The organism is Roseiflexus sp. RS-1 (assembly GCF_000016665.1).
In the GTDB taxonomy this organism is placed as follows: domain Bacteria; phylum Chloroflexota; class Chloroflexia; order Chloroflexales; family Roseiflexaceae; genus Roseiflexus.
This window is the reverse complement of sequence record NC_009523.1, coordinates 2,551,751-2,577,142: the sequence shown is the minus strand read 5'-3', so window position 1 is coordinate 2,577,142 and position 25,392 is coordinate 2,551,751. Positions and strand designations below refer to the sequence as shown.

24 protein-coding genes and 1 pseudogene are annotated in these 25,392 nt (G+C 58.1%); 7 read left to right on the top strand and 18 right to left on the bottom strand.

Annotation, left to right across the window (positions count from 1 at the left end; genetic code table 11):
• The first annotated feature begins 75 nt into the window (after nt 1–75).
• The 4 genes from ROSERS_RS10770 to ROSERS_RS10755 all read left to right on the top strand — a co-directional run bounded on the left by ROSERS_RS10770 (nt 76) and on the right by ROSERS_RS10755 (nt 5,987).
• Nucleotides 76–1,851, top strand: coding sequence for a long-chain-fatty-acid--CoA ligase (locus ROSERS_RS10770; protein ID WP_011956812.1), 1,776 nt, complete (start codon nt 76–78; stop codon nt 1,849–1,851).
• Between the two features lie 95 nt (nt 1,852–1,946).
• Nucleotides 1,947–3,173 carry a CpXC domain-containing protein gene (locus tag ROSERS_RS10765; RefSeq protein WP_011956811.1) on the top strand — a complete coding sequence of 409 codons (1,227 nt, stop codon included), beginning with the start codon at nt 1,947–1,949 and terminating at the stop codon, nt 3,171–3,173.
• A 2-nt stretch (nt 3,174–3,175) separates the two neighbouring features.
• Complete coding sequence (locus ROSERS_RS10760; protein WP_011956810.1) at nt 3,176–4,342, top strand: iron-containing alcohol dehydrogenase; 1,167 nt, start codon at nt 3,176–3,178, stop codon at nt 4,340–4,342.
• 907 nt (nt 4,343–5,249) lie between these two features.
• The gene (locus ROSERS_RS10755) at nt 5,250–5,987 is read left to right on the top strand and encodes a glycoside hydrolase family 38 C-terminal domain-containing protein (protein WP_232282817.1); all 738 of its coding nucleotides are present in this window, start codon (nt 5,250–5,252) and stop codon (nt 5,985–5,987) included.
• A 332-nt stretch (nt 5,988–6,319) separates the two neighbouring features.
• Here the strand turns inward: ROSERS_RS10755 and ROSERS_RS10750 are convergent, their stop codons facing one another.
• The 5 genes from ROSERS_RS10750 to ROSERS_RS10740 form a co-directional block, all read right to left on the bottom strand.
• Nucleotides 6,320–6,772 carry a YrhA family protein gene (locus ROSERS_RS10750; protein WP_011956808.1) on the bottom strand — a complete coding sequence of 151 codons (453 nt, stop codon included), beginning with the start codon at nt 6,770–6,772 and terminating at the stop codon, nt 6,320–6,322.
• Nucleotides 6,773–6,915: 143 nt separating this feature from the next.
• The gene (locus tag ROSERS_RS26000; RefSeq protein ID WP_011956807.1) at nt 6,916–7,278 is read right to left on the bottom strand and encodes a hypothetical protein; all 363 of its coding nucleotides are present in this window, start codon (nt 7,276–7,278) and stop codon (nt 6,916–6,918) included.
• Nucleotides 7,279–7,281: 3 nt separating this feature from the next.
• Entirely contained in the window at nt 7,282–7,641 is a 360-nt protein-coding gene (locus ROSERS_RS27395; RefSeq protein ID WP_011956806.1) for a PilZ domain-containing protein, read from the bottom strand.
• Between the two features lie 285 nt (nt 7,642–7,926).
• Nucleotides 7,927–8,247, bottom strand: a complete 321-nt coding sequence (locus tag ROSERS_RS10745) for a hypothetical protein (RefSeq protein ID WP_041333490.1) — start codon at nt 8,245–8,247, stop codon at nt 7,927–7,929.
• Between the two features lie 250 nt (nt 8,248–8,497).
• On the bottom strand, nt 8,498–9,979 hold the full coding sequence (locus ROSERS_RS10740; protein ID WP_011956804.1) for a hypothetical protein: 1,482 nt from the start codon (nt 9,977–9,979) through the stop codon (nt 8,498–8,500).
• A gap of 431 nt (nt 9,980–10,410) precedes the next feature.
• On the opposite strand from ROSERS_RS10740, the gene ROSERS_RS10735 reads away from it, so the two are divergent.
• Nucleotides 10,411–11,880 carry a GAF domain-containing sensor histidine kinase gene (locus ROSERS_RS10735; RefSeq protein ID WP_011956803.1) on the top strand — a complete coding sequence of 490 codons (1,470 nt, stop codon included), beginning with the start codon at nt 10,411–10,413 and terminating at the stop codon, nt 11,878–11,880.
• Between the two features lie 22 nt (nt 11,881–11,902).
• Here the strand turns inward: ROSERS_RS10735 and ROSERS_RS10730 are convergent, their stop codons facing one another.
• The 4 genes from ROSERS_RS10730 to ROSERS_RS10715 form a co-directional block, all read right to left on the bottom strand.
• Nucleotides 11,903–12,526 carry a cation transporter gene (locus tag ROSERS_RS10730; RefSeq protein ID WP_011956802.1) on the bottom strand — a complete coding sequence of 208 codons (624 nt, stop codon included), beginning with the start codon at nt 12,524–12,526 and terminating at the stop codon, nt 11,903–11,905.
• Nucleotide 12,527: 1 nt separating this feature from the next.
• A complete protein-coding gene (locus ROSERS_RS10725; protein ID WP_011956801.1) occupies nt 12,528–12,773 on the bottom strand; it encodes a hypothetical protein in 246 nt (81 codons plus the stop codon).
• A gap of 420 nt (nt 12,774–13,193) precedes the next feature.
• Nucleotides 13,194–13,409 (bottom strand): dodecin family protein, encoded by a 216-nt coding sequence (locus tag ROSERS_RS10720; RefSeq protein ID WP_011956800.1) that lies wholly within the window; start codon nt 13,407–13,409, stop codon nt 13,194–13,196.
• 30 nt (nt 13,410–13,439) lie between these two features.
• Nucleotides 13,440–13,931 (bottom strand): aminoacyl-tRNA deacylase, encoded by a 492-nt coding sequence (locus tag ROSERS_RS10715; RefSeq protein WP_011956799.1) that lies wholly within the window; start codon nt 13,929–13,931, stop codon nt 13,440–13,442.
• A 639-nt stretch (nt 13,932–14,570) separates the two neighbouring features.
• Here ROSERS_RS10715 and tyrS point away from each other — a divergent pair.
• Nucleotides 14,571–15,845 (top strand): tyrosine--tRNA ligase, encoded by a 1,275-nt coding sequence (gene tyrS, locus ROSERS_RS10710; RefSeq protein ID WP_011956798.1) that lies wholly within the window; start codon nt 14,571–14,573, stop codon nt 15,843–15,845.
• Between the two features lie 56 nt (nt 15,846–15,901).
• Here tyrS and ROSERS_RS27390 read toward each other — a convergent pair.
• Nucleotides 15,902–15,985 (bottom strand): annotated as a pseudogene (locus ROSERS_RS27390) (DUF5615 family PIN-like protein); the annotation flags it as partial.
• A 14-nt stretch (nt 15,986–15,999) separates the two neighbouring features.
• Complete coding sequence (locus ROSERS_RS10705; RefSeq protein ID WP_011956797.1) at nt 16,000–16,251, bottom strand: DUF433 domain-containing protein; 252 nt, start codon at nt 16,249–16,251, stop codon at nt 16,000–16,002.
• 263 nt (nt 16,252–16,514) lie between these two features.
• Here ROSERS_RS10705 and ROSERS_RS10700 point away from each other — a divergent pair, with 263 nt between their 5' ends.
• Nucleotides 16,515–18,239: an L-lactate permease gene (locus tag ROSERS_RS10700; RefSeq protein ID WP_011956796.1), complete on the top strand. Its 1,725-nt coding sequence runs from the start codon at nt 16,515–16,517 to the stop codon at nt 18,237–18,239.
• A gap of 222 nt (nt 18,240–18,461) precedes the next feature.
• On the opposite strand, the gene ROSERS_RS10695 is transcribed toward ROSERS_RS10700, so the two are convergent.
• From ROSERS_RS10695 to ROSERS_RS10660, 7 genes are all read right to left on the bottom strand, one after another.
• A complete protein-coding gene (locus ROSERS_RS10695; protein ID WP_011956795.1) occupies nt 18,462–19,898 on the bottom strand; it encodes a hypothetical protein in 1,437 nt (478 codons plus the stop codon).
• Nucleotides 19,895–21,193, bottom strand: a complete 1,299-nt coding sequence (locus ROSERS_RS10690; RefSeq protein ID WP_011956794.1) for a ParA family protein — start codon at nt 21,191–21,193, stop codon at nt 19,895–19,897. The genes ROSERS_RS10695 and ROSERS_RS10690 overlap by 4 nt, the downstream gene beginning before the upstream one ends.
• Complete coding sequence (locus ROSERS_RS10685) at nt 21,190–21,603, bottom strand: hypothetical protein (protein WP_011956793.1); 414 nt, start codon at nt 21,601–21,603, stop codon at nt 21,190–21,192. Before ROSERS_RS10685 ends, ROSERS_RS10690 begins: the two co-directional genes overlap by 4 nt.
• Nucleotides 21,604–21,678: 75 nt before the next feature.
• Nucleotides 21,679–22,677, bottom strand: a complete 999-nt coding sequence (locus tag ROSERS_RS24135; protein WP_011956792.1) for a hypothetical protein — start codon at nt 22,675–22,677, stop codon at nt 21,679–21,681.
• A complete protein-coding gene (locus ROSERS_RS10670) occupies nt 22,664–23,596 on the bottom strand; it encodes a DUF4032 domain-containing protein (RefSeq protein WP_011956791.1) in 933 nt (310 codons plus the stop codon). Before ROSERS_RS10670 ends, ROSERS_RS24135 begins: the two co-directional genes overlap by 14 nt.
• Nucleotides 23,593–24,243 (bottom strand): metallophosphoesterase, encoded by a 651-nt coding sequence (locus tag ROSERS_RS10665; RefSeq protein ID WP_011956790.1) that lies wholly within the window; start codon nt 24,241–24,243, stop codon nt 23,593–23,595. The genes ROSERS_RS10670 and ROSERS_RS10665 overlap by 4 nt, the downstream gene beginning before the upstream one ends.
• 29 nt (nt 24,244–24,272) lie before the next feature.
• Nucleotides 24,273–25,358 carry an AOC03_06830 family ribosome hibernation factor gene (locus ROSERS_RS10660; RefSeq protein WP_011956789.1) on the bottom strand — a complete coding sequence of 362 codons (1,086 nt, stop codon included), beginning with the start codon at nt 25,356–25,358 and terminating at the stop codon, nt 24,273–24,275.
• Nucleotides 25,359–25,392 lie beyond the last annotated feature (34 nt).

Here is a 25,392-nt window from a genome sequence, read left to right as displayed (position 1 = left end):
ACGGCGCTCATGTGAAGGGATTGTGTGATTTCGTGGGGTCTGGTGCGCCGCCTGACGCCATGCAAAGGAGCATGAATGATGAACAACAACATGGATCGACCCTGGTTCGCGAGTTATGAGCCGAATGTGCCGCGTTCTGTCGAAATCCCCAACGTCACCCTGAACCACTTTCTGGCAGAGAGTACGAGGAAGTATCCGTATAACACCGCCACGAATTTTGTGCTGAGCTACCTGGCGCGCGGTCTGTACACCGTTGGCGGGAAGATGACGTACCAGAAGCTCAGCGAGATGGTCGACCGCTTTGCCAATGCTCTCTATCAACTGGGGGTTCGGAAAGGCGACCGCGTCGCGCTGATGTTGCCCAACTCGCCGCACTACGTTATTGCGTTCTTCGCGGCAATGCGCATCGGCGCCATTATCGTCAACAACAATCCAACGTACACCGCCCGTGAACTGAAGCATCAACTCGTCGATAGCGGTTCAGAAACGATCGTGCTGCTGAACCTGTTCTACCCCCGCCTGCAGGAGATCCGCAGCGAAACGCCGGTCAAGCGCGTCATTGTCGCCCATATCTACGATACGCTCGGTCCGCTGTCACGCTTCCTGGTGCACGCCAAACAGAGTAAGCAGCCGGATTGGGTCGATGTCTCGCGCGACTCCAGCGTGTATCTGTTCCAGCATCTGCTCGAACGCTACGGACCGAATCCGCCCGCCGTCGAGGTGCTCCCGGAAGATATTGCCCTGCTTCAGTACACCGGCGGCACCACTGGTCTGCCCAAAGCGGCAATGCTCACCCACCGCAATCTGGTGGCAAATACGGTACAGGTGGCTTCGTGGCTGACGAAGACGGATTACGGCGCCGAGAAGATGATGTGTGCCATTCCGTTCTTCCACGTATATGGCATGACAGTGGCGATGATCTACGGTCTGTACCTGGGTGGTGAGTTGACGATTGTGCCCAACCCGCGTGAACTCGACCACGTGATGGACGTGATGCAGCGCGAGCGCTCAACGCTCTTTCCCGGCGTCCCGGCGATGTACATCCGCATCGTCAATCATCCGCGCATCAATGAGTACGACCTGAAGTCGATCAAAGCCTGTATCAGCGGTTCCGCGCCGCTGCCGATTGAAATTCAGGAGAAGTTCGGTCAGATCACCGGCGGACGCCTGGTGGAGGGCTTCGGTATGACTGAACTTTCGCCGGTTTCACACTGCAACCCGGTGTTCGGCAAGCGCAAGAAGGGGTCGATCGGCATCCCGCTGCCGGATGTTGATGCCAAGATCATCGATCTGGAAACAGGTGAGGATATTCCGTTCGGATCCGACAAAGAGGGCGAACTGGTCGTCAAGGGTCCGATGGTGATGAAGGGGTACTGGAATCGCCCTGAAGAAACGGAAGCCACGTTTACGCCCGATGGCTGGCTGCGCACCGGCGATATTTGCAAGGTCGATGAGGAAGGGTACTTCTATATCGTGGATCGCAAGAAGGATATGATGATCGCGTCGGGATACAAAGTCCTGCCGCGCGATGTCGAGGAAGTGCTCTTCACGCATCCCAAAGTGCTCGAAGCAGTGGTTGTCGGTATTCCCAATCCAGCTCGCGGCGACGATACGATCAAGGCGTTCATTGTGTTGAAGCCAGGTGAGACGGCGACTGCCGACGAGATCCGCGAGTACTGCAAGCAGCAACTCGCACCGTACAAGGTGCCGCGTGAGGTGGAGTTCCGCGCCGAACTGCCCAAGACGATGGTCGGCAAGGTGCTGCGCCGCGTGCTGATCGAGGAAGAAAAAGCCAAACAGTCCGGCGCGCCAGCCATGGAAACGGCAGGTACGCCATCCGCCGGTGCTTGACGGTCAATCGTTCTGCGGTTGAGACAACGGAGGCGACAGAGGTTCGGGCGACCGGTTCTTTTCTAGCGCCTGGCTTCTGTCGCCTGTTCACCGGTATGTCGATCTCTTACGCCGAATTTGCTTCGCTGATCTGCCCTGTCTGCCGCACGCCTTTCGCGGCGGAGATCTGGACGATCATCGATGCCGGCGAACGCCCCGATCTGGCGGAGATGCTGCTGTCGGGCGCGTTGAATGTGGTCACATGCCCGCAGTGCGGTCACCAGGCGGACGCCGGCGGTCCGCTCCTGGTACACGATCCGGGGGGTCGGCGCGTCTATTTTGCGGCGCCAGCCGATGCACCGGAGCATGTGTGGCGTGAACGGGCGCAGGAACTGCTGTACGTGCTGATTGGCAGTCTTCCCGAGGAGCGGCGCCTGCCGTATCTCAGCGATGTGCAGGTAGAAGTCGAAGCCAGTGGTGTGCGTCGCGCAATGCTGCGCCGTGGACGACGGTTCGCTCCGCGAGCGTCGGAAGCGATGGAACGCACGACAGAACCATCGCCTCCCCCTCCAGTCGATGACATCCGACCGACGTCTCTGACAGCCGATTCGATGATTGGCACGATTGAAGCGTTGCTCGCCGCCGATACTCCCGCGGAAGCAGTTGCAATCATCGAGCGCCATCCGGAGATACGAACACCTGATGCCGATGCGCTCATCGAACACCTCATCGCTGCGGCGCATACGCAGGGGGATCATGATATTGCCCGCGCGCTGATGGAGGTTCGCGCGCTGTTGCACGATTTCCGCGCCAGCGCGATGCCCGCTGAACGCCAGAATGATGCATATGCCGCCTCTCCTCCCCATCCATCCGGATCGACGACGGGTGAACACCGCCTGGCAGAACAGGCGTATGAAGCATTCCTGCGCGCTGATAGTCCACACGCTTTGCGCGAAACCGTCTCGACCTACCCGGCGCTGCTCGAGCCGTGGGTCGATGATGAACTGGCAGGACGGGTCGAGAGTGCATTGGACGAAGGAAACGAACATCTGGCGCAGGTGATTGAACTCCGACGTGACGCACTTACCTGCCTGCGCACCGAAATGACCGGAGAGGAAGGGTTGTATCAGGCGATCCACGCCCTGCTGCGCGCTGGCGGTGAAGCCGACGCCCTGGCAGCGGTGGTGGGCGAGTACCCTGCATTGCTGACGGATGCGGCGCAAACTGCACTGCTCGAACTCGCCGCTGGCGCTCGCGCCCGCGGCGATGATGCCCTGGCAGAGCATGCGGTCGAGTGCCGCGCCTTGCTTCGTCGTGTTCGCGAAGGGCTTCAGGAGGAGTGATTATGATCGACTTTTTCGAGTACCATATGCGCACCCGATTGATGTACAAGATCGGTCTGGCGCGCGATTTTGCCAATGAGGTTGTTCAACTTGGCGTCCAGCGCGCGCTGCTCGTCGCCGATCCCGGCGTTGTGCAGGCCGGGCTGCTCGACCGGGTGCGCGAAGGGTTGGAAGGCTCGATCACGGTCGCCGGCGCGTTTACCGATGTCCCTCCCGACTCATCGGTGGCGACGGTCGAGCAGGGAGCGGCAGTTGCTCGTGATGCTGGCGCCGATGTGTTGATCGCCGTGGGTGGCGGTTCTGCCATTGATACCGCCAAAGCGATGCGCATCCTCTTGACCGAAGGTGGAACGCTGTACGATTATCAGGGCGCAAACCTGCTTACACGCCCACTCTTCCCCATGATTGCCATTCCAACGACTGCCGGCACCGGTAGTGAGGTAACGCCGGTCGCTGTTATTCGCGATGAGCAGGCGGAACAGAAACTCTTCTTCCTCAGCCCGTACCTGGGACCGGAACTGGCCATTCTTGATCCGGAGATGACGCGCACCCTGCCGCCGCGCCTGACGGCAGCCACCGGCATGGATGCCCTCAGCCATGCGATTGAGACGTTCGTCGGCGTTGGCGCCAACCCGATCACCGATAGTCTGGCGATCCAGGCTATCGATATGATTTCCAACTATCTGCGCGCTGCCACGCACAATGGCGAAGATATGGAGGCGCGTGGAAACATGCTGATCGCAGCGGCAATTGCTGGCATTGCATTTTCAACAACAGGTATCGGCGTCAACACCGGTATCATCCACGCCGCGTCGCATACTGTTGGCGCTGCCTATCACGTGCATCACGGCACCGCCAATTCAATCCTGCTACCGCACGGCATGCGGTTCAACGCTCCGGTCGTTCCCAACCGCATGGTCCGAATCGCGCGGGCAATGGGCGTCAATGCCGGTGGGCGTTCTGAAGAGGATGTCATTGCGGACGGAATTGCCGCCGTCGCCAAACTTGCCGCCGATTGCGGCTTGCCCACGCGCCTGCGTGATGTCGGTGTGCCAGAGGATGCGTTGCCCGCCCTCGCGGAAGGCACATTAATGGATGGCGCGATCATGAGCAATCCGCGCCCGGTCGAATACGAGGATGCGCTCGCCATCCTCCGCGCTGCCTGGTAGCAGAAAGACGGGCATCGCTCAATCTGCGGGTCGCCTGGATGTCGTGTATGACTGCATCCGGGCGACCTGATGGTCCTTGAATAAATAATCCGATATAGCCCGCACAGGCGGACCTCGCCCTGGAGAGCCTGGGGCTTATGGTCTTTGAATAAATAATTCGGTATAGCCCGCGCAGGCGGGCTTCACCTCGCATAGCCGAGGGGTTCAGCCCCACGGCTAGCGCGGTATAGCGGAATAAACTCTCAATCTTCATCAGCCCGACAACACGAGGCGCCCGTGTCCAGCGAGGTGTAGACCGAAATTTATTTCGGTCATCACATGGGGCACTGGTGCGGAACGCAAGGCGATCACGCCACAAGCGAAGAGGTGCGCCAGTTTTTCGGATAGGCTCTAATAGCGCTGCGGGCTACTGCTTCATGACGCTATCGAGATCTACCCCAATTCGACGTAATTGCTCACTCAGGTCCCATTCATCTGGTTTCAACTTCGGTTCGAACCATATGGCGCCCTGCCTGATCCATTCTTTACGGTACTTTTCCTTCGCCTGAATCGTTGCATCGTCATATCCAGATTCACATCCGCAGCACGGGCAAATATCAAAACCGGGCGCCCCTGTATGTGGATCCCAAGGGGGTTGATCCAGCTCCGAAAACCCACACACCAGGCATGTATACCTCTGCACAGTCATTCTCCTCACTGAGCATTATAGCAGTTCCCATAGAGGTTGAACCAATTGGACGGGGTTGAACACTCCCAGAATCGCGCTACCAAACACCACGGTGACCGAAATAAATTTCGGTCTACGCTCTGACGGAAACGGGCGCCTTACACGACACAGCAGATCCGGACAGGGGTCAACGTATCTGAGAACTGCTATAAAGTAGTCCAGAGCAGCGCCCTCCGGTCTATGCTCAGCCCAGGCGACGCACCCACTCGCCGAACGCATCCGCCTGGACGATTACCGGTGCTGGATCGCCTCCGCTGCCTGCAGCATCCGGTCGCAGAGGTCCGCCAGCCACACGCGCGCCGGGCGACCGTCGGCGCTGGAGCGGCAGGAACACCCCAGCGCTGCCAGCGCCGCCTCGATGCCCGCGTCGTCGCCACGCGCCGCGATCAACTGACACATCTGCGTCGCAATGGCCAGCAACTGCCAAAGCGTCGCACCGTCCGTTGCGAGTATCTGGCGTCCGACGAGTTTCGCATCGAGTTCGATACACATGGCGAAATTGGATCGCTCTACGATGCACGCTATGAGCGTGAAATCATTGCTGAAGGCGCCAGCGGCAACCAGCTCGTCCTGTACGAAGACCGCCCGATGTTCTGGGATGCCTGGGATATCGATCCGTTCTATCTCGAAAAACCGTACCCGATCCACGACATCAGCGAGTGGCGCGTGGTCGAAGACGGACCGCTGCGCGCAACGGTCGAAGGGGTCGAAACGATCAAAACTGCGGACGACGGCGATGGGTTGATTGTGCGCATGTACGAAGCGCACAACCAGCGCGGTCAGGTCTGCCTCGACTTCGGGCGACCGGTGGAGTCGGCGGTGGAGGTTGCGCGAGACCGGACCGGTCACGGTGGAGGGGAACAGGGTGCGGTGCAACGTGCGTCCGTTCGAGATTATAGCAGTTCCCATAGAGGTTGAACCAATTGGACAGAGTTGAACGCTCCCAGAATCGCGCTCCCGACACGGTGACCGAAATGAATTTCGGTCTACGCTTTGCCGAAAACGGGGCGTCTCGCGTGACACGGCAGACCTGGACGACGGTCAATGTATCTGAGAACTGCTGTAAGACGATTCGGGTACGGTTATAATGCGTGCCAGAGAGCGACGGCGCCTGTCCCATTCGCTGCTGCCGGCTCAGCGCCGGGAAGCCGGGTGGGATAAGCGCTGTGAAGATCGCGCCAGACCATCTGAAGGGCGCGCTGTCTCGATTGCGGGAACTGCCATGCCACTGCGTACACCGGCGGAATAGCCTATAAATGGTCTTCAATAGCTTGCACTATAAGGTCATCGAAGGATGGAAGAATATCTATGACATTCCCGGGAACACGATCAATAATGCGATATGAGTCATCAGGCAGGTGGAGGGTATAGTAATCCATGTTTCCCTGCCCAAAAACCAGGAAGTCATTATAAAAAGGGTCGCTTCGATGCAAGATATTCGCTTCGATAATACCCCAAACAGACAAATCTTGCCTTCCTTGAAGAAAAGATTCGTTCGACGCATATATCATCAGACCGTTATACAATAATCCATCGGTGTAGGAAAGGAACTCTATATAACCTTCAGGAAGTTTCGCACCTAATTCATTTTGCACTTTTTGTATAAGTTGATCGAGCTGGTCTCTAGTACATCCGGGTTGCAGCGTCCGTCCTATAGTCCTGATGTCTCGATCAATTTCCGTGAGTAAGTGTTTATATTTCATAGCGACTTAACTGCCAGATCGCCCTAGCTTTGGCACATTCATCCGCACAACGAATAGCATGGCGTCATCCTGGTCATAATTCCAGGAGGTATATCATAAATCAATATAAGTCCTTGCAAGTAACGTCTTTTGCCTAAAGCGTCTCATGATTGTGCACGACCTCCTCTTAACCGATAAGTTAATTCATTACGGGCTTCTTCTACCAGCCGTCCCAGTTCAGTCAATTTGGACATGTACATTGGAAAGTAGTCAGGGAGGTAAAAGTCGCTTCCACCCACTCTTGAGCGATAATCTATGACCTTCCCGACCAGCGATCTGAATTCTTCTAACACGGATAAATCGACACTCTCGAGGTATAAATCGTAAAGTTCTGTGTCGATACAAAACTTTATCTTGCTTTCTAATGAGGGAGCGGCATCTATGAATAACATGGCATCTTCAAGAAACGTGCGAGTTATCCATCGATTAGCCGCCCAAAGTCTTCCTGTAGGCAGTAGCACACTCATATCTTACTCCACGAGTATCAAGCGAGACTTCTCTGACGCCCATTGTGCATTAATATGCCTTAGTACCGTCTCTTTTTGAGCTGGGGTCATAAATCGTACATCAAGGACGATATAGTCGACAGACTTCAAGAAATGCATATCTACCGCAGGGAGAAAGTTCTCCATGTTATCCGAATGGAAAGCGCTGGCGCCTCGCGGAAGTCCGATAAGATCAAAAGTCTTGCCTTCATAAGAACCGCTTGTTCCAATCCAATCCGCTTCTGGATCGGGGCTACGTCGCAGCCCTCCAAACCAGTCCTCAATTATAGCACCGACTTCACCCTCATGAGGGCGATAACGCCCACCACGAGGCTCTGTTCCCAAAGCTCTTTGTCTGGCTTCCAGCGTGCGCAGCCTGAGGGGATCTACGTCGTCAGGGGTGATTCTGATTCGTCCTGCCAGTCCGGCGGCGTCATCGGCATGGCTCGCCGCCTTCCCCGCTGCCGTCCCCGCCGTCCGCCCGGCGTCCGCCAGCGCGTCCGCCGCCCGCCCGGTCGCCAGATCATCGTATCGGCTATGATACTACATCAACCCGCTGGCGTTCCGCCGCTGCCAGTGCAGTTGCGCATATCGGCGCACGGTCGGTACACACCACTATCATCGCAGCCGCTAAAGGGTCTCCCGCCTCAGGAGCCTTAGATTCGGAATCCTGGCGGTCAGTATCCGCTCAAGCTCTTCTGGCCGCTCTGTTCCGTTGACGTAAAGGAGAATACTAATCTCAGGAAATTCGTCTTCCACCACTTCCTCGTAGAACGGGTCGAAATTCCTCTGTAGTTCGAAGTTTTCCTCACCTACTGTATCAAGCCGATAGTAATCTCCCCGATGTAAGCTTTCGTGTGGCGCTAGTTGGACGCCGAGCGCCTGCTCGACAGCCACCCGCGCCGCCTCCAGGTCATCGTGGTCGAATCCATAGAGGTCATACGTCTTCATGCTTCCTCCTTTGACCGAGAGAAGTCGTGAGAGTTTTGTATAATCGGTCGGGACAAAAGCCGCATCCAACTTGTAAAGCAAAGGGCAAGCGTTGATGTCCATCCGCAATCGAGCTTGTATCGGATACTGCACAGAATGACCAACTCCAGGGCACAACCTGTCGGGATTTGTATGGCTGCTCAATCGCCAGCGCTTGACCCGGCGCAGGATTTTCTCGGCTTGCCTGCGAGTTGGCCTGAACGGTTTATGATTAGCGCACGATGATGTAAGGACCCCTTTGTGCGATGGACTCGATGGACTCGTAGATCATAAAGGTCACAGGTCTCCCAGCCATCTCATTAAGTTCTTGTTGTAAATCCAAGAGCCCCAGCATTTTAAGGTGTTTGTCTTTGAGCGGCACGGTCCGTGTTCCGCCGCCCCGAAGCCCGATGCCGAGTTCTTTAGCGCGCTGCAGGAGAGTGGAACTCGCCAAAGCGAGATCAAAGTCACTCACGCGTCCGACGTCGAAGGGTGCACCTGTCTTGAAGCTTACGCCAGTGACGGAACTACCACGGAAGGCTGCCTGAACATCTCCGTACCCTGCATTTTGCAATCCTTGTTTTAGTCGAGCGCCAAATTGGGCGAACTTATCGGCGTTCCTGAAACCAAGAGGGAGGGTGCGCTGAGCTGCTTCCTGAGCCAGGTTCTCGGAAATCCTGGTTGCTGATCGGGCCAGGTCTGCGGCGTCATCAGCATGGCTCGCCGCCTTCCCGGCTGCCGTCCCCGCCGTCCGCCCGGTATCCGCCAGCGCGTCCACCCCTCTGGCCGCATCGTCCACTCGCTCTACAATCCGCCCAACGTCGTCAACGTGACTCACGATCCGCCCGGCGTCCGCCAGCGCGTCCGCCGCTTTGCCCGCGTTCCCCGCCTTCGCCGCATACCCCGCAGCGCTCCCGCCCCCGGTAACAATGGCGAGGATTGCCGGCAAAAGCTCAAACACCGCTCTGCCGATCGCTTCCCCGTAGCGCCCCGCCTGCCAGTCGGTCTTGATCGGCGCGATTATCGCCTCAAAAATGCCTGCGAGGGTTCCGAGCGGGTCGCGCGCCAGCGCCTCCAGCAGCGCGCCGTATGTGCGGCGCGTGGCCTCATCGCCCGCAATGAGTTTGACCACATCGACGACCAGGGTGACCAGTCCGGCTATCGTGTCGACGACCCCCTCGCAGAAACCGATGACCAGCCCTGCGCCCTGCCGGATGAGCCAGTCGACTGCCGCGCCGACCAGACGAAGCCACGCCCCGGCGTCCGGTTGCAGCGCTCCGCCGGTCGCCGTCCGCCACGCTGCGGCAGCCGACAGCAGACCGCCCGCGATCCCGATCCCCCACGTCGCCCACGGTGCGGCGTCCGTCGTCTGCACCAGCAGCTGCGGCAGGCTCACGACGGTATGGGGCGGCGCCGTTACCGTCAGCGGCGTGATGCCCGGCGTCCCGCCGACCGACGCCGCACCCGGCGCGCCTGCCAGCCAGCCCGCGAGCGTCGCCGTCGCCGCAGCGCCGATCGCGGCCGCCCGGTCGCGCACGACCAGGCTGAGAAGCGCCAGCAGCGCAATGAGCGCGGCGACCAGCGCCAGCGCTTCGACGGCTTCTGCGCCGCATTCGTGCGCCCATACGCGCCGGACGCCGATGACGCCCCGCGCATGGCGCACTGTCGTCCCCGATTGATGCGACCCCGGCATTCGCCGGATGACCTGATGCATCGCCGGCATCCCCCTTTCGTGCATCCGTTCCGACCTGTATGGACATCACAGACGCTCCCCGGATGCGCTACGCTGGTACAATACCAGAAGACGCCGCACGATGGAAGATATGGGTCGTAACAAAGCTGTAAACGTTCGCGGATGCGATGGCCGCCGCGTCACGTCGCTCCGCCAGCGACGACGACCAGGCCCGCGTGCGCCGACCGGTATCGGAAGTGGTCAAGGGCAGTCCCGGCTGGAAAGTCTAGGCGGTCTGTTGTGCAGGCGGCAGACTGACCTTTCTCAACCCGGCTATCGATTATCGGCTATCGGTTATCGGCTATATGTCGCTCACAATGGCGACAGATTGACCTTTTTCACTCCTCCACGTACCTCCGACATACTGTAGTAACGTTCTCTTCATGCGGATAACTGCGCAGTAGGAGATCACCGTGGGACAAAAATCCACATTGGTGGACACTTATCTACGGGCGCGATTGCTTGGCATGGTGCTGGTGAACGTGAGCCTGGCGCTCCTGCTGGTCTTTCTGTACCTTGGACTGCTTATCCTGTTATCGCAGTTCGGGATCCGGGATCACGCAACCCTGCATATGCTGGCGTCGGTCGGGCTGGCAGTTGCCGTCGTTCCGTTGCGACGACGGTTGGTGATAATCAGCAACCATCTCCTGCGCCTGCGCTGGCAGGATAGCGAAGAAATCCTGCGTGAGTTCAGCGCTGCACTCAGCCGCACCATCGAGCCGGACGCATTGCGCGCGCTCCTCATCGATGATCTGCCAGGTCGATTGCGATTGTACAGCGCAACGCTCTGGATGCTCGAACCGCCGGATGACCATGTGTTTGTCGCGCTTGGTCAGGAGAAACATTTTCCCGGTGCAACCCTGCTGGCGCAGGGAGCGAGTGTGAACAAACTGCGGCGCTGCGGTGAGTATGTGCGCATTCCAGCACACTCTGACGATGAATGGGTCAAACCCTTCGTGGCGCAGGGCGTAGGGCTTGCATTTCCGCTTCGCATCGGCAGTCGCCTGGTGGGGATCTACGGATGCGGCTGGTCGATGAGTCGACGCGGATACTCACCCCAGACGATCAGCCTGCTCGTCACGCTGGCGCCGGCGGTCGCCAGCGCACTCGAGAATACTCGCGCATACACCGAAATTGCGCGCCTGAACAATCAACTGCGTCGGCTCGATAAACTGAAGGACGAATTCATTGAGCACGTCGGTCACGAACTGCGCACGCCGGTCACGAGCCTTTCTCTGGCACTGCAACTGCTGACGCGCCAACCGGAACTGATGCGCGAACTCATCCACGTTGTACGCAACAGCATCCTGCAACTCGAGACGCTGGTCGACCGGGTGCTGCTGATGGATCACGCGCTCGAAGAAACAGAAGAGCGCCTGCATCGCGCCTCGTCATCGATCGAACTCCTTCCTTTGCTCGAAGAAATTGCCGAAACATTCATGCCAGCAGTGCGCGCAAAAGGGCTTCACCTGCACGTCCAGGCGCCTGAAGGACTTGCAGTATGGGGTGACGTCACCACGCTTCGTCATGCACTGCACGAAGTCGTCGATAACGCCATCCGATACAGTGACGCTGGAACGGTGACGATCACGGCATCCCTGCGTGATGGTCTTGCCGTTATCACTATCGAAGATCAGGGTCCAGGCATTCCACCCGAAGAGCAGGACTTGCTGTTCAATGCGTTTTATCGCGGGCGCCGCACCCGTGCGCTGGCAGATCAACCCGGCGCAGGGCTCGGACTGAGCCTGGCGCGTCGTGACGTCGAGGCTCTCGGCGGGCAGATCTGGCTGGAACGCACTGGCAGTGACGGATCGGTTATGTGCATCGCAGTACCGGCAGTGGAACTCTCGCATGAAGCAGTGGACAGAGGTTCATCGTCATAGAGCGTTCCGCAGTGTTCCATCCTCAGTTTCCAGTCTCTTCTGCCAAACGCACTTCACATCGCGCAGCAATCCAGACCTTACGGGCAGCATCGGCATTAATCACCAATATCCCCAGCCCCACGATCAGATCGGGCCAACCGGAAAGAACCAGCGTTGTTGCAATCCCCGCCACAACGATAGCAACATTCGCCAGCGCATCATTGCGCGCAGAGAAGAAAGCCGCCTTAATTAGACTCCCCTGATGCTGTCGATGACGCGCAAGCACGAGGGCGCAGGTGAGGTTGACTGCCAGCGCACCCACACCTGCCACCGCAAGCCACACAGGATCAGGTGGCACAGGACGGAGAAATTTCTCCCACGCCTTCCAGACCGTTGCCAGGCTGGGGATCAAAAGAATGCCTGCCAGGATCATGCCCAGGCGCCCACGCCAGACAGCCGACCAACCCAGACCGATGAGGATGAGCAGATTGAGCGCCGTATCTTCGAGGAAATCGATGCTATCGGCAAAGAGCGCAACCGAGCCGATTGCAAGGGCAATGGCAAACTCCACACCAAAATACGCCAGGTTCGCCAGGGCAACAAAGCGCACAGCGCCACGCAACGCCTCATCGCTCGATGGAAGGGGGGTAGTTTCGTCGATAGTCATATCAGCGTTGTGCAGCAACCATTGCGGTGCTCAGATCGTGGCTCAGAGCAACGTGCCGCGGCAGGCGCCTGGTAAGACGGCTGATGAGAAGGGATTCATCGTAGCACTGACCGGCGTGGAGACAGCTCAGCGCCCAGAGGTGCTGAAGGTGCAGACGTGTGAAGACACGACCGTCGCCAAGGTCGCGATCAGCAAGAACACGCGGCAGAAGACGGTCGATAAGTGCATCCAGTTCAACAGTAGACATCCACGTCCTCCCTGGATGATGTCGATAGAGTTCGTGTCAATACTTTATCAGATGCCTGTCAGAATGCTGGCATATTGTAACACAAACCTGAGCAGAGTCCAGCAGGCAACATGACAGGATGGTCACCGACCAGCATCGACGCATAGTCGATATACCGGCGGCGCCACGCACGGCGACAGTCTTGATGACGGCTGTCCACACGGTCTCTGCTGTCACGCGCCTCCCGTCTGAGGATGGCTGCGTGAGGCGGAAAAAGCGCCAGTGCGCAATAACCCTATTGCGCCCGGAAAATCCCCCTTCCGGTGATAAACTTCTCCCCCTGCACGACGTAGTTCCCACGAGCGAGAAGGCGATGCAGGGGGAGAACGACATCACATATCATATGCGAGCGCTACGACCAGGACCGGTTGCTTCACCCGCTCAGAGATCCTCGTGATACTTGAACGACAATCTCAGTTTGGTGCGATAGACAAGATTCTTGCCATCCTCCAGATGAATGTCCATCTGAACCACCTCACCCACCCGCAGATCTTGCAGATGGCGCGAAGCAGTCTCGATAGCATTCGCCGCCGCCTTTTCCCACGACTCAGGGCTTGTGCCGACCAGTTCGATGACCTTGTACACACTCTCAGACATGGCTTCCCTCCTTACGAACCGGATTCCGAATCAGAAATGACCCGCCAGCATACGTGTATCGCGCTCAAACGATGCGATAAACGGACGCGCGAGCCGGATGAAGTCCTCACTCCGCATACTGATTGCATCCTGGTGTGTGCCAGCCTGGAACATGATCGTTTCGCATTCAGCAAGATCGCGATCAAGATACACCGGCAGACCGTACAGGTTGCCGAACGGCGGCATTGCGCCGGGTTCGCAATCGGGAAAGAGCGGCGCAAATTCGCGTTCATCCGCCAGACAGATCTCATGCGCGCCGATCACACCGGCAAGACGCGCCAGATCGGCGCGAGTATCGGCAGGCACGACAAGCATCGCCATCCGTCCGTCAATGAAGACCATGACGACCTTGGCGAAGGTATGCGGCGGAATGTGTTCGCTGGCTGCGATGGCGAAAGCGGTATACGCGGCAGGATGATGGCGGATCGTGTACGAAACGCAGTTCTCGCGCAGATACGCGCTCAGGCGTTCGAGACACGTCATCGAAGCACCTCCTTGTGCCTGTTAATCTCCAAGTATACTGCATCTTTCGTCGCTGATCCAGTCAAAATCAATGACGACCAGGGGAATATTCATTCACTTTTGACGATCAGCGGCATTGCTGGTATGCTAACAGTGAGGGGCGAGAGGGTTGAGGGGTGAACGTTGAAGGTTGAAGGTTGTAGGGTTGAAGGTTGAAGGTTGGGGGTTGAAGGTTGGGGGTTGAAGGTTGAAGGTTGCGAGTGGCAATCGAGGGTTGAGGGGTGAACGTTGAAGGTTGAAGGTTGTAAGGTTGAAGGTTGGGGGTTGAAGGTTGAAGGTTGAACGTTGTGAGTGGAGATCGAGGGTTGAGGGGTGGACGTTGAAGGTTGAAGGTTGTAAGGTTGAAGGTTGAAGGTTGGGGGTTGAAGGTTGAAGGTTGCGAGTGACGATCGAGGATTGAGGGGTGGACGTTGAAGGTTGAACGTTGAACGTCAGGCAGGTGGGAAGCCCGATCAGTCGGTAGGTTTGGATGATACGATTCGGTTCTCAGTTCTCAGTTCCTGGTTCTCAGTTCCTGGTGCTCAGTTCTCGGCTATCGGCTATCGGCTATCGGCTATCGGCTATCGGTTCCCGGTTCTCAGTTCTCGGTTCTCAGTTCCTATGACCACAATCCTTGACGAACTACGCTGGCGCGGGTTGCTGTACGAAAGCAGCGATGGTCTTGACGAACTGCTGACGCGGGAGCGCGTCACGCTCTACATCGGTTTCGATCCCAGCGCCGATAGCCTGCACATCGGGCACCTGCTGCCGCTGCTGACGCTGGCGCGCTTCCAGCGTTGGGGGCACACGCCCATTGCGCTGGCTGGCGGCGGCACCGGGCTGATCGGCGATCCGAGCGGCAAAACGCAGGAACGCCCCCTCCTCAGCAAAGAACAGGTTGCTGCGAACGTCGAAGCCATCAAAGGTCAACTCGCGCAATTCCTCGACTTCAACGCCGGTGATCACTCCGCTCTGCTGCTCAACAATGCCGACTGGTTGACGCGCCTGTCGTTGATGGATTTTTTGCGCGACGTCGGCAAACACCTGACGGTCAACTACATGCTGGCGAAGGACTCGGTGCGCTCGCGGATGACGAGCGAAACCGGCATTTCGTTCACCGAGTTCAGTTATATGCTGCTTCAGGCGTATGATTTCGCCTACCTCTTCGAGCACTACGGCTGCAAACTCCAGGCAGGCGGCAGCGATCAGTGGGGGAATATCACCGCTGGCATCGAACTGATCCGCCGCACCCTCGGTCAGAAGGCGTATGGTCTGGTGTACCCGCTGGTGACCAAAGCCGACGGCACCAAATTCGGCAAGACCGAATCGGGCGCCGTGTGGCTCGATCCGAAGCGCACATCGCCCTATCGCTTCTACCAGTTCTGGTATAACGTCGATGATGCGGATGTCGGGAAGTATCTGCGGTACTTCACCTGGTTGAGCGCCGATGAAATCGAGGAACTGGAGCGGATCACGGCGAGCCAGCCGGAGCGCCGCACGGCGCAACAGCGCCTGGCGCGTGAAGTGACGCGCATGGTGCACGGCGAAACGGCGCTGGCGCGCGCCGAAGAAGCGTCGCAGGCGCTGTTCGGCGGGTCACTGGCACGCCTTAGCGCCGGTGATGTGATCGACATATTCGAGGACGTGCCATCAACCACACTCCCGCGCCAGGACTTCGAGGGTGACGGCTTCCCCCTGATTGATGTGTTGCTGCGCTGCGGCATCGCCACATCGAAGAGCGATGCACGTCGCACGATTGAGGGTGGCGGTATTTATGTCAATAACATCCAGTGCCCCGATGTCGGGCGGCGCCTGACACTGAACGACAGCATCGACGGGCAGTTCATCGTGCTGCGCAAAGGACGCAAACAGTACCATCTGGTGAAGGTCGGGTGAGTGCAAACGACGAAACCATGCTGGCGTGCCCATCCCACAATAACATCATCGCTTGCGCGTGGATCGCCCACGTGCGACCAGTGTAACGTTTCCCACCCCTCGGCTTGGAGCGTTTCCACCCATCGAGGGGAGAGGTTCATGTCAAGCAGGATTTTCATGCACCCAGAGGGAGTTCGATTTCTTCCACGCGCCAGGCGGCATAGTGCAAAGCCGCGCGAATATCGGCTTCTTCCAGGTAAGGGTAGTCCTCGAGAACCTCCTCTATGCTATGACCAGCCGCCAACAAGCCGATGATAGTCCCAACGGTCACGCGCAGGACACGAATACACTCTAACTGCTCGCCGGGAATGACACTGTATATCTCGACCTGGACGAAGAGCAGACAGTGCGCGACTCTGCGGTGCATCGCACGCTGAACGAACCGAAAGACCTCGCCTCCTCAACCATCGGACACCTGCGCCGCACTATCCAGAAAAGTTATCAACCCGTTATAACCTGTTGACAACTATTATCAAATATCGGTCGCATCTCCTGATATGATGCACCCGACGCCACAAAGTTTCGATCCGATACAACCACCACGAACGTGGCATACCCGGCAGGCGCCGGGCGGATTTCGTGTGCACAGTTGCTGTGCACTGTTCGACGTTGAGCGGGAGGTATGGTTCCATGAGTCTCGGACTTCAGGCGTTGCTGGCATTCAGTCCAATTCTGATCGCAGCGGTTCTCCTCGTCGGTTTGCGCTGGCCCGCACGGCGGGCGATGCCGGTCGTCTACGTGATTGCTGTCCTGATCGCCCTCTTTGCCTGGCAGGTCTCGCCGCTGCGGGTGATCGCCTCGACCATTCAGGGGTTGTTCATTACGCTTGATATTCTCCTGATCATTTTTGGCGCTATTCTGCTCCTCAACACGCTCAAGCATTCTGGCGCCGTGACGGTTATCCGAAATGGGTTCAGCAGGATCAGCGATGACCGGCGGGTGCAGGCGATCATCATCGGCTGGCTGTTCGGTTCGTTCATCGAAGGGGCGTCGGGATTCGGCACGCCAGCCGCAATTGCTGCGCCGCTGATGGTTGCGCTCGGTTTCCCGGCAATGGCGGCAGTGATGATCGGGATGATGGTGCAGAGCACCCCGGTGACGTTCGGCGCGGTGGGAACTCCAATCCTGGTCGGAGTACGCGGCGGGCTGGAGACGCCTGAATTGAGCGCACAACTTGCCGCAGTCGGGCTGACGTTCAGCGACTATCTGCGCCTCATTACGGTGCGCGCCGCAGTCATTCATGGCATAACCGGCACGCTCATGCCGCTGCTGATGGTCGTGATGATGACCCGTTTCTTTGGCAAGAATAAATCGTGGACGGAAGGATTGTCGATGGCCCCGTTCGCCATATTCAGCGGTCTGGCGTTTACCGTTCCCTACACCCTTACCGGCATCCTGCTGGGTCCGGAGTTTCCGTCACTCCTGGGCGCGCTGGTGGGGCTGGCGATTGTCGTTGCGGCGGCGCGACGCCGGTTTCTGCTGCCGAAGGATACCTGGGATTTTGCACCGGCGAGCGAGTGGCAACCGGAGTGGCTTGGTCGAATTGAGATGAAACTCGATGATCTGACGGGCAAGAAGACGATGAGCACCTGGCTGGCATGGACGCCGTATTTGCTGGTGGCGCTCTTCCTGGTGCTGACCCGTCTGCCGCAACTGCCGATCGGTTCCACGCTGCGATCAGTGCTGAAGATCGAATGGAGCAACATCTTCGACACCGGGATTACGGCCTCGACAACACCGCTCTATCTGCCAGCATCGATCCTGATCACGGTGGTGCTGATCACCTTCTTCATTCACCGGATGAGTCGCAGTGAACTCCAGGCGGCAATCAGCGATTCGAGCAAGGTTATTCTGGGTGCAGGCTTTGTGCTGATCTTCACCGTACCGATGGTGCGCGTCTATATCAATTCGGGGGTCAATGCGCTGGGCATCGCAAGCATGCCGATCAGCATGGCTGAGTGGGTTGCGGTTAATGTGGGCGGTATCTGGCCTCTCTTCGCGCCGACGATCGGCGCGCTCGGAGCGTTCATCTCCGGCAGCAACACTGTCAGCAACCTGATGTTCAGTCTCTTCCAGCACGGTGTCGCCGAGCGCCTGCTGATCTCCGGCGCAGCGATTGTGGCGCTGCAATCGGTGGGTGCGGCGGCTGGCAATATGATCGCCATCCACAATGTGGTTGCCGCCTCGGCAACGGTGGGGCTGCTGGGTCAGGAAGGGGCAACGCTGCGCAAGACGGCGATCCCGACACTCTACTACCTGCTGGTTGCTGGCGCCATCGGGTTGATTGCGATCTACGGCTTGAGTATCAGTGATCCGCTGGTTGCCGAAGCAGTGCGCAACGCTGCTTCAAGGTAGATCAACCCCATACAGCAGCGCCACCCGCGCATCCATCGTCGCTTCGGCAAGGGCGCGGGCGTCGGTGAGCGCAGCGCGCCGGACAATGGCGTCGGCGTGCTGCGCCTGCCATTGTTCCCGGAAGCGTGTTTTGGCGGGCAGTTAAGGCGTGTTTTGGAGGGCAGGTGAGGTCGCAGTTCGTCTGCCGAAAACGGCGCCTGTGCCCGCTTCTTCCTATGCGGATCAGGGTTGTCGAATAGGTTTCACGCCGCCACGACGGCCCAATCCAAAGCCAACGCGGTACAGGTCGGGCATATTAATACGCATATCGTGCATCCGCTCAAAGATACCCAGTCGCTCCAGATCGTTGCACACCCCCCTCCATCCCTGCTCCGCGTGCTGAGGCGGAAGGCGTGTACTCCTGATCTCGTCCGGTCCATGCGGAAAGTATTCGTTCCAACGTCCTTCGATGACGCTAAACGAACATGGTACGGTCAAGCCGCGCAAAGGCGCCATAAGTTTCGTGACCCATGGGTAGTCCTCAGCCAGTTCATCGACGCGTATCTGGGATGCACGCTGCACGCCGCGCTTGATGCTTTCATAGTGAAGAGCATATGCATGATCCGGGTAGCGTTCACGAGAGTCTTCCGCAGCAGCACGGATTGCTGCAAGAAACGAACGCGGCGATGTGCGTCGACGTCCATCGGCCAGGTGGCTCACTGACCAGACGTAGGGAACGCCACGCCGGTGATCACTGCCCATCCACTTCCCTGCCAGTTTCTCGAACAAGAGACGTTGTTTTTCTCCCTCGCGCTTTACGTCTTCGGCGAGGCGCCAGACGTTATCGTGCCAGAGAGGCGGAGTTCCAACAACGCTGCTATACACCGCTCGCAACGTCTTTCCGTACTCATCTGGTGCATTGCAAAGCATTTGCCAGAGAAGACCGTGCAGATCGTGCGGCGCCCATGTCAATTCGGACATTGTCGCACGCAATTTTGATGCATCGGGAAAGTCTGTCACCGTGCGATCAAACTGATCTTCGCGCAGGAAGACCTTCGCATGAAGACGCGCATAGGATTTGAGCCACAGAACCACACGCAGCAGATCACGCACGATGGCATCCATTGTCCGCCAGTCGTTACTGGTACGGTCAAGCGCATCGAAAACAATCAATCCGTAGCGTTGCTCCGCCTCCAGACGCATATTCGCATCCTGCACCATTTTCGCAATCGCCTCGGGATGACTGGAAGCCCACCGGACTGTTTCCTCCCAGGTAGTGCGAGGCAGAGTTGCTGGAGTTATCTCCGCCAGCCAGCGTGCGATCACTGCACGCCAGATATCATAGGCGGCATGCTGTTTGATAAGCGCCCTGAAAATATCGCTATCGGGATATGCGTCAAGCAATGGTGCAACCGAGAATCCAATGCGCACATCGGTGCTTTCAAGTTCGCGCACCGATTGACCGAGTAAGGCGCGTAACGTTCGCGCATGCAGCGCCGCCGTCCAGAACGATTTTCTGACGCCCCGGGCGCCGATGACCAGGTTGCACTCCAATCGAAGCGCCTTGACATGCGCCGACGGAACGTACATGTGGCCGGGATGGGGTTCTTCGCCATAACTCGACGTGGCTATGGGGAGAGCCTCCACGAGCGCCTGTCGGATGAACTGAACATTGCTCATGACTGATTCTGGCTACTGATAAACACCCGCAGATTGTCAATAAGGTGTCCGAAGATCAGATCGACTCCTGCTGCGTCGATGGCTGACACGTGATCGTGCAGCGAACGGATTGCCATCCACTCAGGATGCCAGCGAATCACCCAGGGAGTATGGGGGGCGTTTTCGTCGGCCAGATCGAAACTCCAGGGTCCCATTGGCTCGGCTTCGGGTAAAACCTGATCATAGAGATCTTCGACAAAGAGAAACCAGGCGCGTTCGCGGAACCGTTCGAGATACGCTACGCGATTGCTCTCAGGAACCATCGCACCGACGACCTGTAACCGTTCACGGATGGTACGCGCAACTCCGGCAATTCGCCAGTGACGAAACAGAATACGATAGCCTGACCACGTTTGTTCACTATCGACTGCAAAGAGAAGCGCCAGATGAGCGCCAAGATCGGTGATACAGGCTGATGCCGCCTCATCGATGCCAGCGCGCGAGTCGATCAGGATAACATCTGGATGGTAGCGCCGCTCCAGATTATCGATCAAACGCCGGAGGCGCAGCGACCAGATCTCACGCCGGCCCTTGGGATCGACCCTGGGCATCCAGACGCGGCCAAGTTTTGGAATGTATTCACCTGGATCTTTACCGTGCGCCGGTACGACATAAATGTCGCCGTCACGTGATAAAGGACTGATCGCTACCATCCCTTCAAACACCGCTCCGCCGTTATCCACCAGATCTTCGACCAACCAATCGGTGATGCCGTACTCTGGATGGCGATGTTCAGGCAGCAGCGCCGACGAGAGACCCGGCGACTCAAGATCGAGATCAAGCGCCAGGACACGATATCCTTCCTGGGCGAGCGCCCAGGCTGATACCGCCATGGCTGTCGAGCGTCCAACCCCGCCCTTGAGGGAAAAAAAGACCACGCGCGGCGCACCCCCTGCTACCGGTGAAATGGCAGCCCAGTTACTTTCGGTCACAAGCCGATCAACAACCCAGATGTTGTCCAGCCCTTCGAGCGTGAATCCCGGCAACTCTTCACGAATCGCATCGATATGTGCATCAAAGAGCACCGCTTGATCCGACGGAAAGGTGTGGCGACCAAGGCGTTCCGCCATCTGACGGGTCAACGCGCGTATGTGTTTCATCAATTCGGGGTTCGATTGCACCTCTTCGTTCACAATTAATCGCACGCGACCATTGAGATCGCGATTGACGATCAACGGGCCGATCCTGGAGAGCGCTTCGCGTTGATCGCGTAGCATCTCAGTGAGCGCTGGCACAATCTGGTCAAAGGTCGTCATACCAAACCATCTATCTGAGCCTGCTGAATCAGTTTGCGAACAAGGTCCGCACCGATACGGTGAGCGTTAACGTGGCTTTGGGTGAAGTTCGTCTGCGCGGCATAACGCTGAGAAACATGCCAGTTATTGAATGGATTCGGTGATGGCAGGGCGTAGCCACTGCCGGAACCGTGACCTGAACGGTACGTTTCGTAGCGTATCCAGACCTGATCCGCATGAACGCGATCATTCCGGTGTTGAGGATCGCCATCGGTTGTCACCGGCATACCAAAGGCGATCATGAGACGTTTCAGTCCGCACTCTGCTGCCAGTCCGTAGAGATGGTCAGCGTTCGCCCAGCGCTCCGAACCAAAGAGCACCTCGGCATCCTCCCAATGCCGGAGATACGCGTCGAGAAAGTCGATATTCATCTTTGCCAGATTATTCAACAATCACAATGAGTTCGTGATAGTATAACCTTTTCTCGCAAAAAGAGGCAAATGACATCACAACATCATTGTGCCCTGCGGATCAACCCCATACAGCAGCGCCACCCGCGCATTCAACGTCGCTTCGGCAAGGGCGCGGGCGTCGCTGAGCGCAGCGCGCCGGACAATGGCGTCGGCGTGCTGCGCCTGCCATTGTTCTCGGAAACGCGCCGGGATGTCGCCGCCGAAGCGCGCTGCAACTGCCTGGCGCAGCGCCGCAAAATCCAGTTCCCACCAGCGTTCCAGACGCGCGCCCGGCGTCGCGCCGGGAGGTCCAAAATCCCTCAACAGCCGTCGGGTAAACTGGCGCTCCAGCGCAACCCGTTCGCGGGTCAGGTCAACGATCCGTTGCACCAGCGCTTCAATCGCCGCACGCTCGTTTTCCGTCGCCTCCGGTATTGGTATACGTCCGATCTGCTCCGGCGCCAGCCGGTAGACCCGCCCAACCCGCCCCATCGCCGTTACTGCCAGCCACCCCAGACGACTCATCAGCACCCCCAGCAGAAACAGGGACGCGGGGATGTGACAGGCGCCGGGACCGACCAGACAACCAGGATCGGTGAGCGCATACCGTTGTGTCACACTGGCGGCGGGCCAGACGATGCGCGCCTGCGCAAAGGGTGTCAGGTCGCAGTCTGGGAATTCCCACCACGCCACATCGCACGTTTTACGGGTTGCTGCCGACGCAAGATGACGATGGAGCGGCGGACAACGCTGCGCCAGATATTCCCATGCCTGTTCAGCGCGCACATCCGCTCCAGCGCTCCATCCCGGCGGCAGCACCACCAGGTAGCGGGAAGGTTCGCAATACCAGGGATGGATATCAACACCGCGCACGATCCGTCGCAGGAACGGCGCCAGCGCTGGCTCGAAAAGAACGATCTGATCGCGCGTCGCCTTATCCGCCAACAGGCGCGCCGTCGCCAGCCGCCCGATTCCGCGCTGCGGCACACCGACCAGATCGCTGAGCGGACGACCAGCTGCCTGCAAGGTTGTCAGGATGTCAGTGGGATTCATGCGTTCTACTCAGACGACCCATAAGATTATGAACGATGGCGTGCAGCGCATCGAGCGGGTGGGTGCGCAGATAATGATCGAGATAGTGGCGCGTGGCCCGTTCTGGTCCCGGATCACTCCCGGTCTGCTCAAGAAGCGTCCAGCGATGCGCAGCGATCCAGCGGTACAGATCGGCTTCGGTACGCCCTGGAAAATAGTCCAGCGCCCGGTGCTGACGAATAGCCTGCACCACCGGCATATACACTGTATCGTACCAGTCGGCGACAGCTTCTGCCCGTGAAATCTCGCGCTGCTGTTCCAGACCCATAAAGTAGCGATGCGCGTTGATATGCTGCACCAGATCAAGATACCCGCCCGGTTCGCTGAACTCGATGCGTTGATCGGGACGAAGCAGGTGCAGTTCCGTCCACTCCAGAAAATCGCTGTATTCCTCCTTGAGCAACAGATCGCACACCGAGTCGTCCGGTCCAAGCGGGACATCAACCAGCAACTCGGTCACATACGCATCGATCTCCTTCTGCCCGATCTGCCGTGCAACCGACACACGATGATTGCCATCGCGCACAAAATAGGCATCGCCGATCTTGTACAGATCGACCGGCGGAAGCGTCGCCATCTGCCGGGCAAGTGCGTGGATTTTCGCCCAACGTCGCTTGAGTTTGCCGGAACGCGGCAAAAAACGCCGATCAAAATCGAGATAACGTCCTTCGCTACCGATAATTCGATCAACAGGAACGGTCTGTAATCCCAGGAAACGCTGACCACGCACCTTCAGGCGGGCGCGCACTTCGTCGAGTGATAACATGTTGCCCGATTGTCGGAGTAATGTATCAAAAATACCGGCAATGAACGCCTTACGACGCGCCTCTTCGAACTGATGCAATCCTTCGTTTTGGGAAAATGTGTTCAGTGGACTCACGACATCACTGCTTTCGATATTTCGATCGATACCAGACGATATCCGGCTGTGTTAATGACCAGTGTGCGACGGTAGCGCGTCTGCCACGGTTCACGCACACCATACGAACGGTGCACATGACCGTGAATGAGATAGCGCGGCGCGAACATGTCCATAAAGAACAAAAATGCGCGAAACCCGCGATGCGGACGATCAGGACCATTGTGGATTCCGAGCGGCGGCGCGTGGGTCAGCAGCACATCGAGATAGCGCCCATAGCGCAACCGGTTGACGATCAACTGCGGCGCCATGCGCCAGATGCGGGTCAACATTTCAACCTCGGTGTACTGCGGGCCCGGTTCCTGATTGTACCGCACGCTTCCTCCCAACCCACCGATCAGCGTCCCTTCGTGCACCACGCACGTGGTCTCCAGCGAAACACAACCGCACGGTTCGGTCAGCACATCGCCGTTCTCACGGATTTCAACCGTGTCGTGATTGCCTTTCACGTAATAGCACGGCACACACAGCATCGTGACGATGAACTCCAGGTAGTAGTAGGGAAGATCGCCACAACTCAGCACACATCCCACATCGCCGAAGCGCTGTTTGATGTTCAGGCTGTAAATCGCCGGAACAATCTCATCACTGATAGTCAGGCAGATCATGGACATGTTCACGCCGCAGCATGCGACGATTAGTATCGGAGTATCACCGCAATACGCTGGTGTTGGGGCAACGCGCCATCATCCACGAAAACCACGCGCCCACCCTTTTCCAGCACGAGCGAGATGATCTCATCCACTGCATCATCCACAACGTCCGGCAGCGTCGGGTCATCTACCAGCGTCAGTGTGACGCCATCAGCGGCGATCCGCGCCGGTTGATGATAGTTTTCTTCAACGAGGAGCACGCTTACGCGCCCTTCGTGGGCAAACCGCCAGACCTCGCCAATTGTCGAGGCATACTTCTGCGCACCGACTGCTGCTTCGAGTTCCTTCAGCGCCCCGGCGCGGAGGACAGCCAGGTTCTGTTCGACCAGGGGCCACACCAGTTTCCCGAGTTCTTGCGCTGGCGTCTTATCGTGACTGCCGGTCAGTGTCGTTATCACGGCGCCAGCATGCGGCGACACTTCACGAAAGAAGGCAATATATCGATCAATGCCGACCAGCGCCAGCGGCAACGGGTCATCCGTGATGAAGGGCGTCAGCGCCGCGCTGACCTGGCGGAAAAACTGGCGGTGTCGCTCATCACGGTACGCTGAACGATTGATCGCAGGGTCATTCGGCAATCCGCGCTCTCCGCCTGGACCGGTATGTGTCATCGGGAAACCTTCCCCGGTGATCTCCTGCAGATGCTCACGCACCCCCTCAAACAGGCGCGTCGGTTGTTCACTGAGCGCCAGCACCCAGTAGCGTGGCGTGCGATTGAGTGCAAACACCAGGCTGCGCGTCCAGAACGTTTCATCAACCACAACACGCTCCGGCAGCGTAAACGGCAGAATGAATTGACGGCCAATATCGCGATTGACGAACAGCGCCAGTCCATCGAGGGTGTAGCGGTAATCGATATCATTGACCAGCGCCTCCAAACGGGAAAGCAGCGGCTCGACATCGCGCCTGGAAAACTCAGCGAGCAACCGATTGGTCGCCTCGGTCACCAGATTCCGCACGCGAATCGGGTCCTGCTTGTTGTCGGGTGTTGTGCGATGGGTCGGCGACGTGATCGTCACCGAAGGATAGAGTCGCACCGCCTGGAGCAAACGGATGTCGTGGCGATTCATCAACGTCCCTTTCTGTCAACACAACGCATCAACC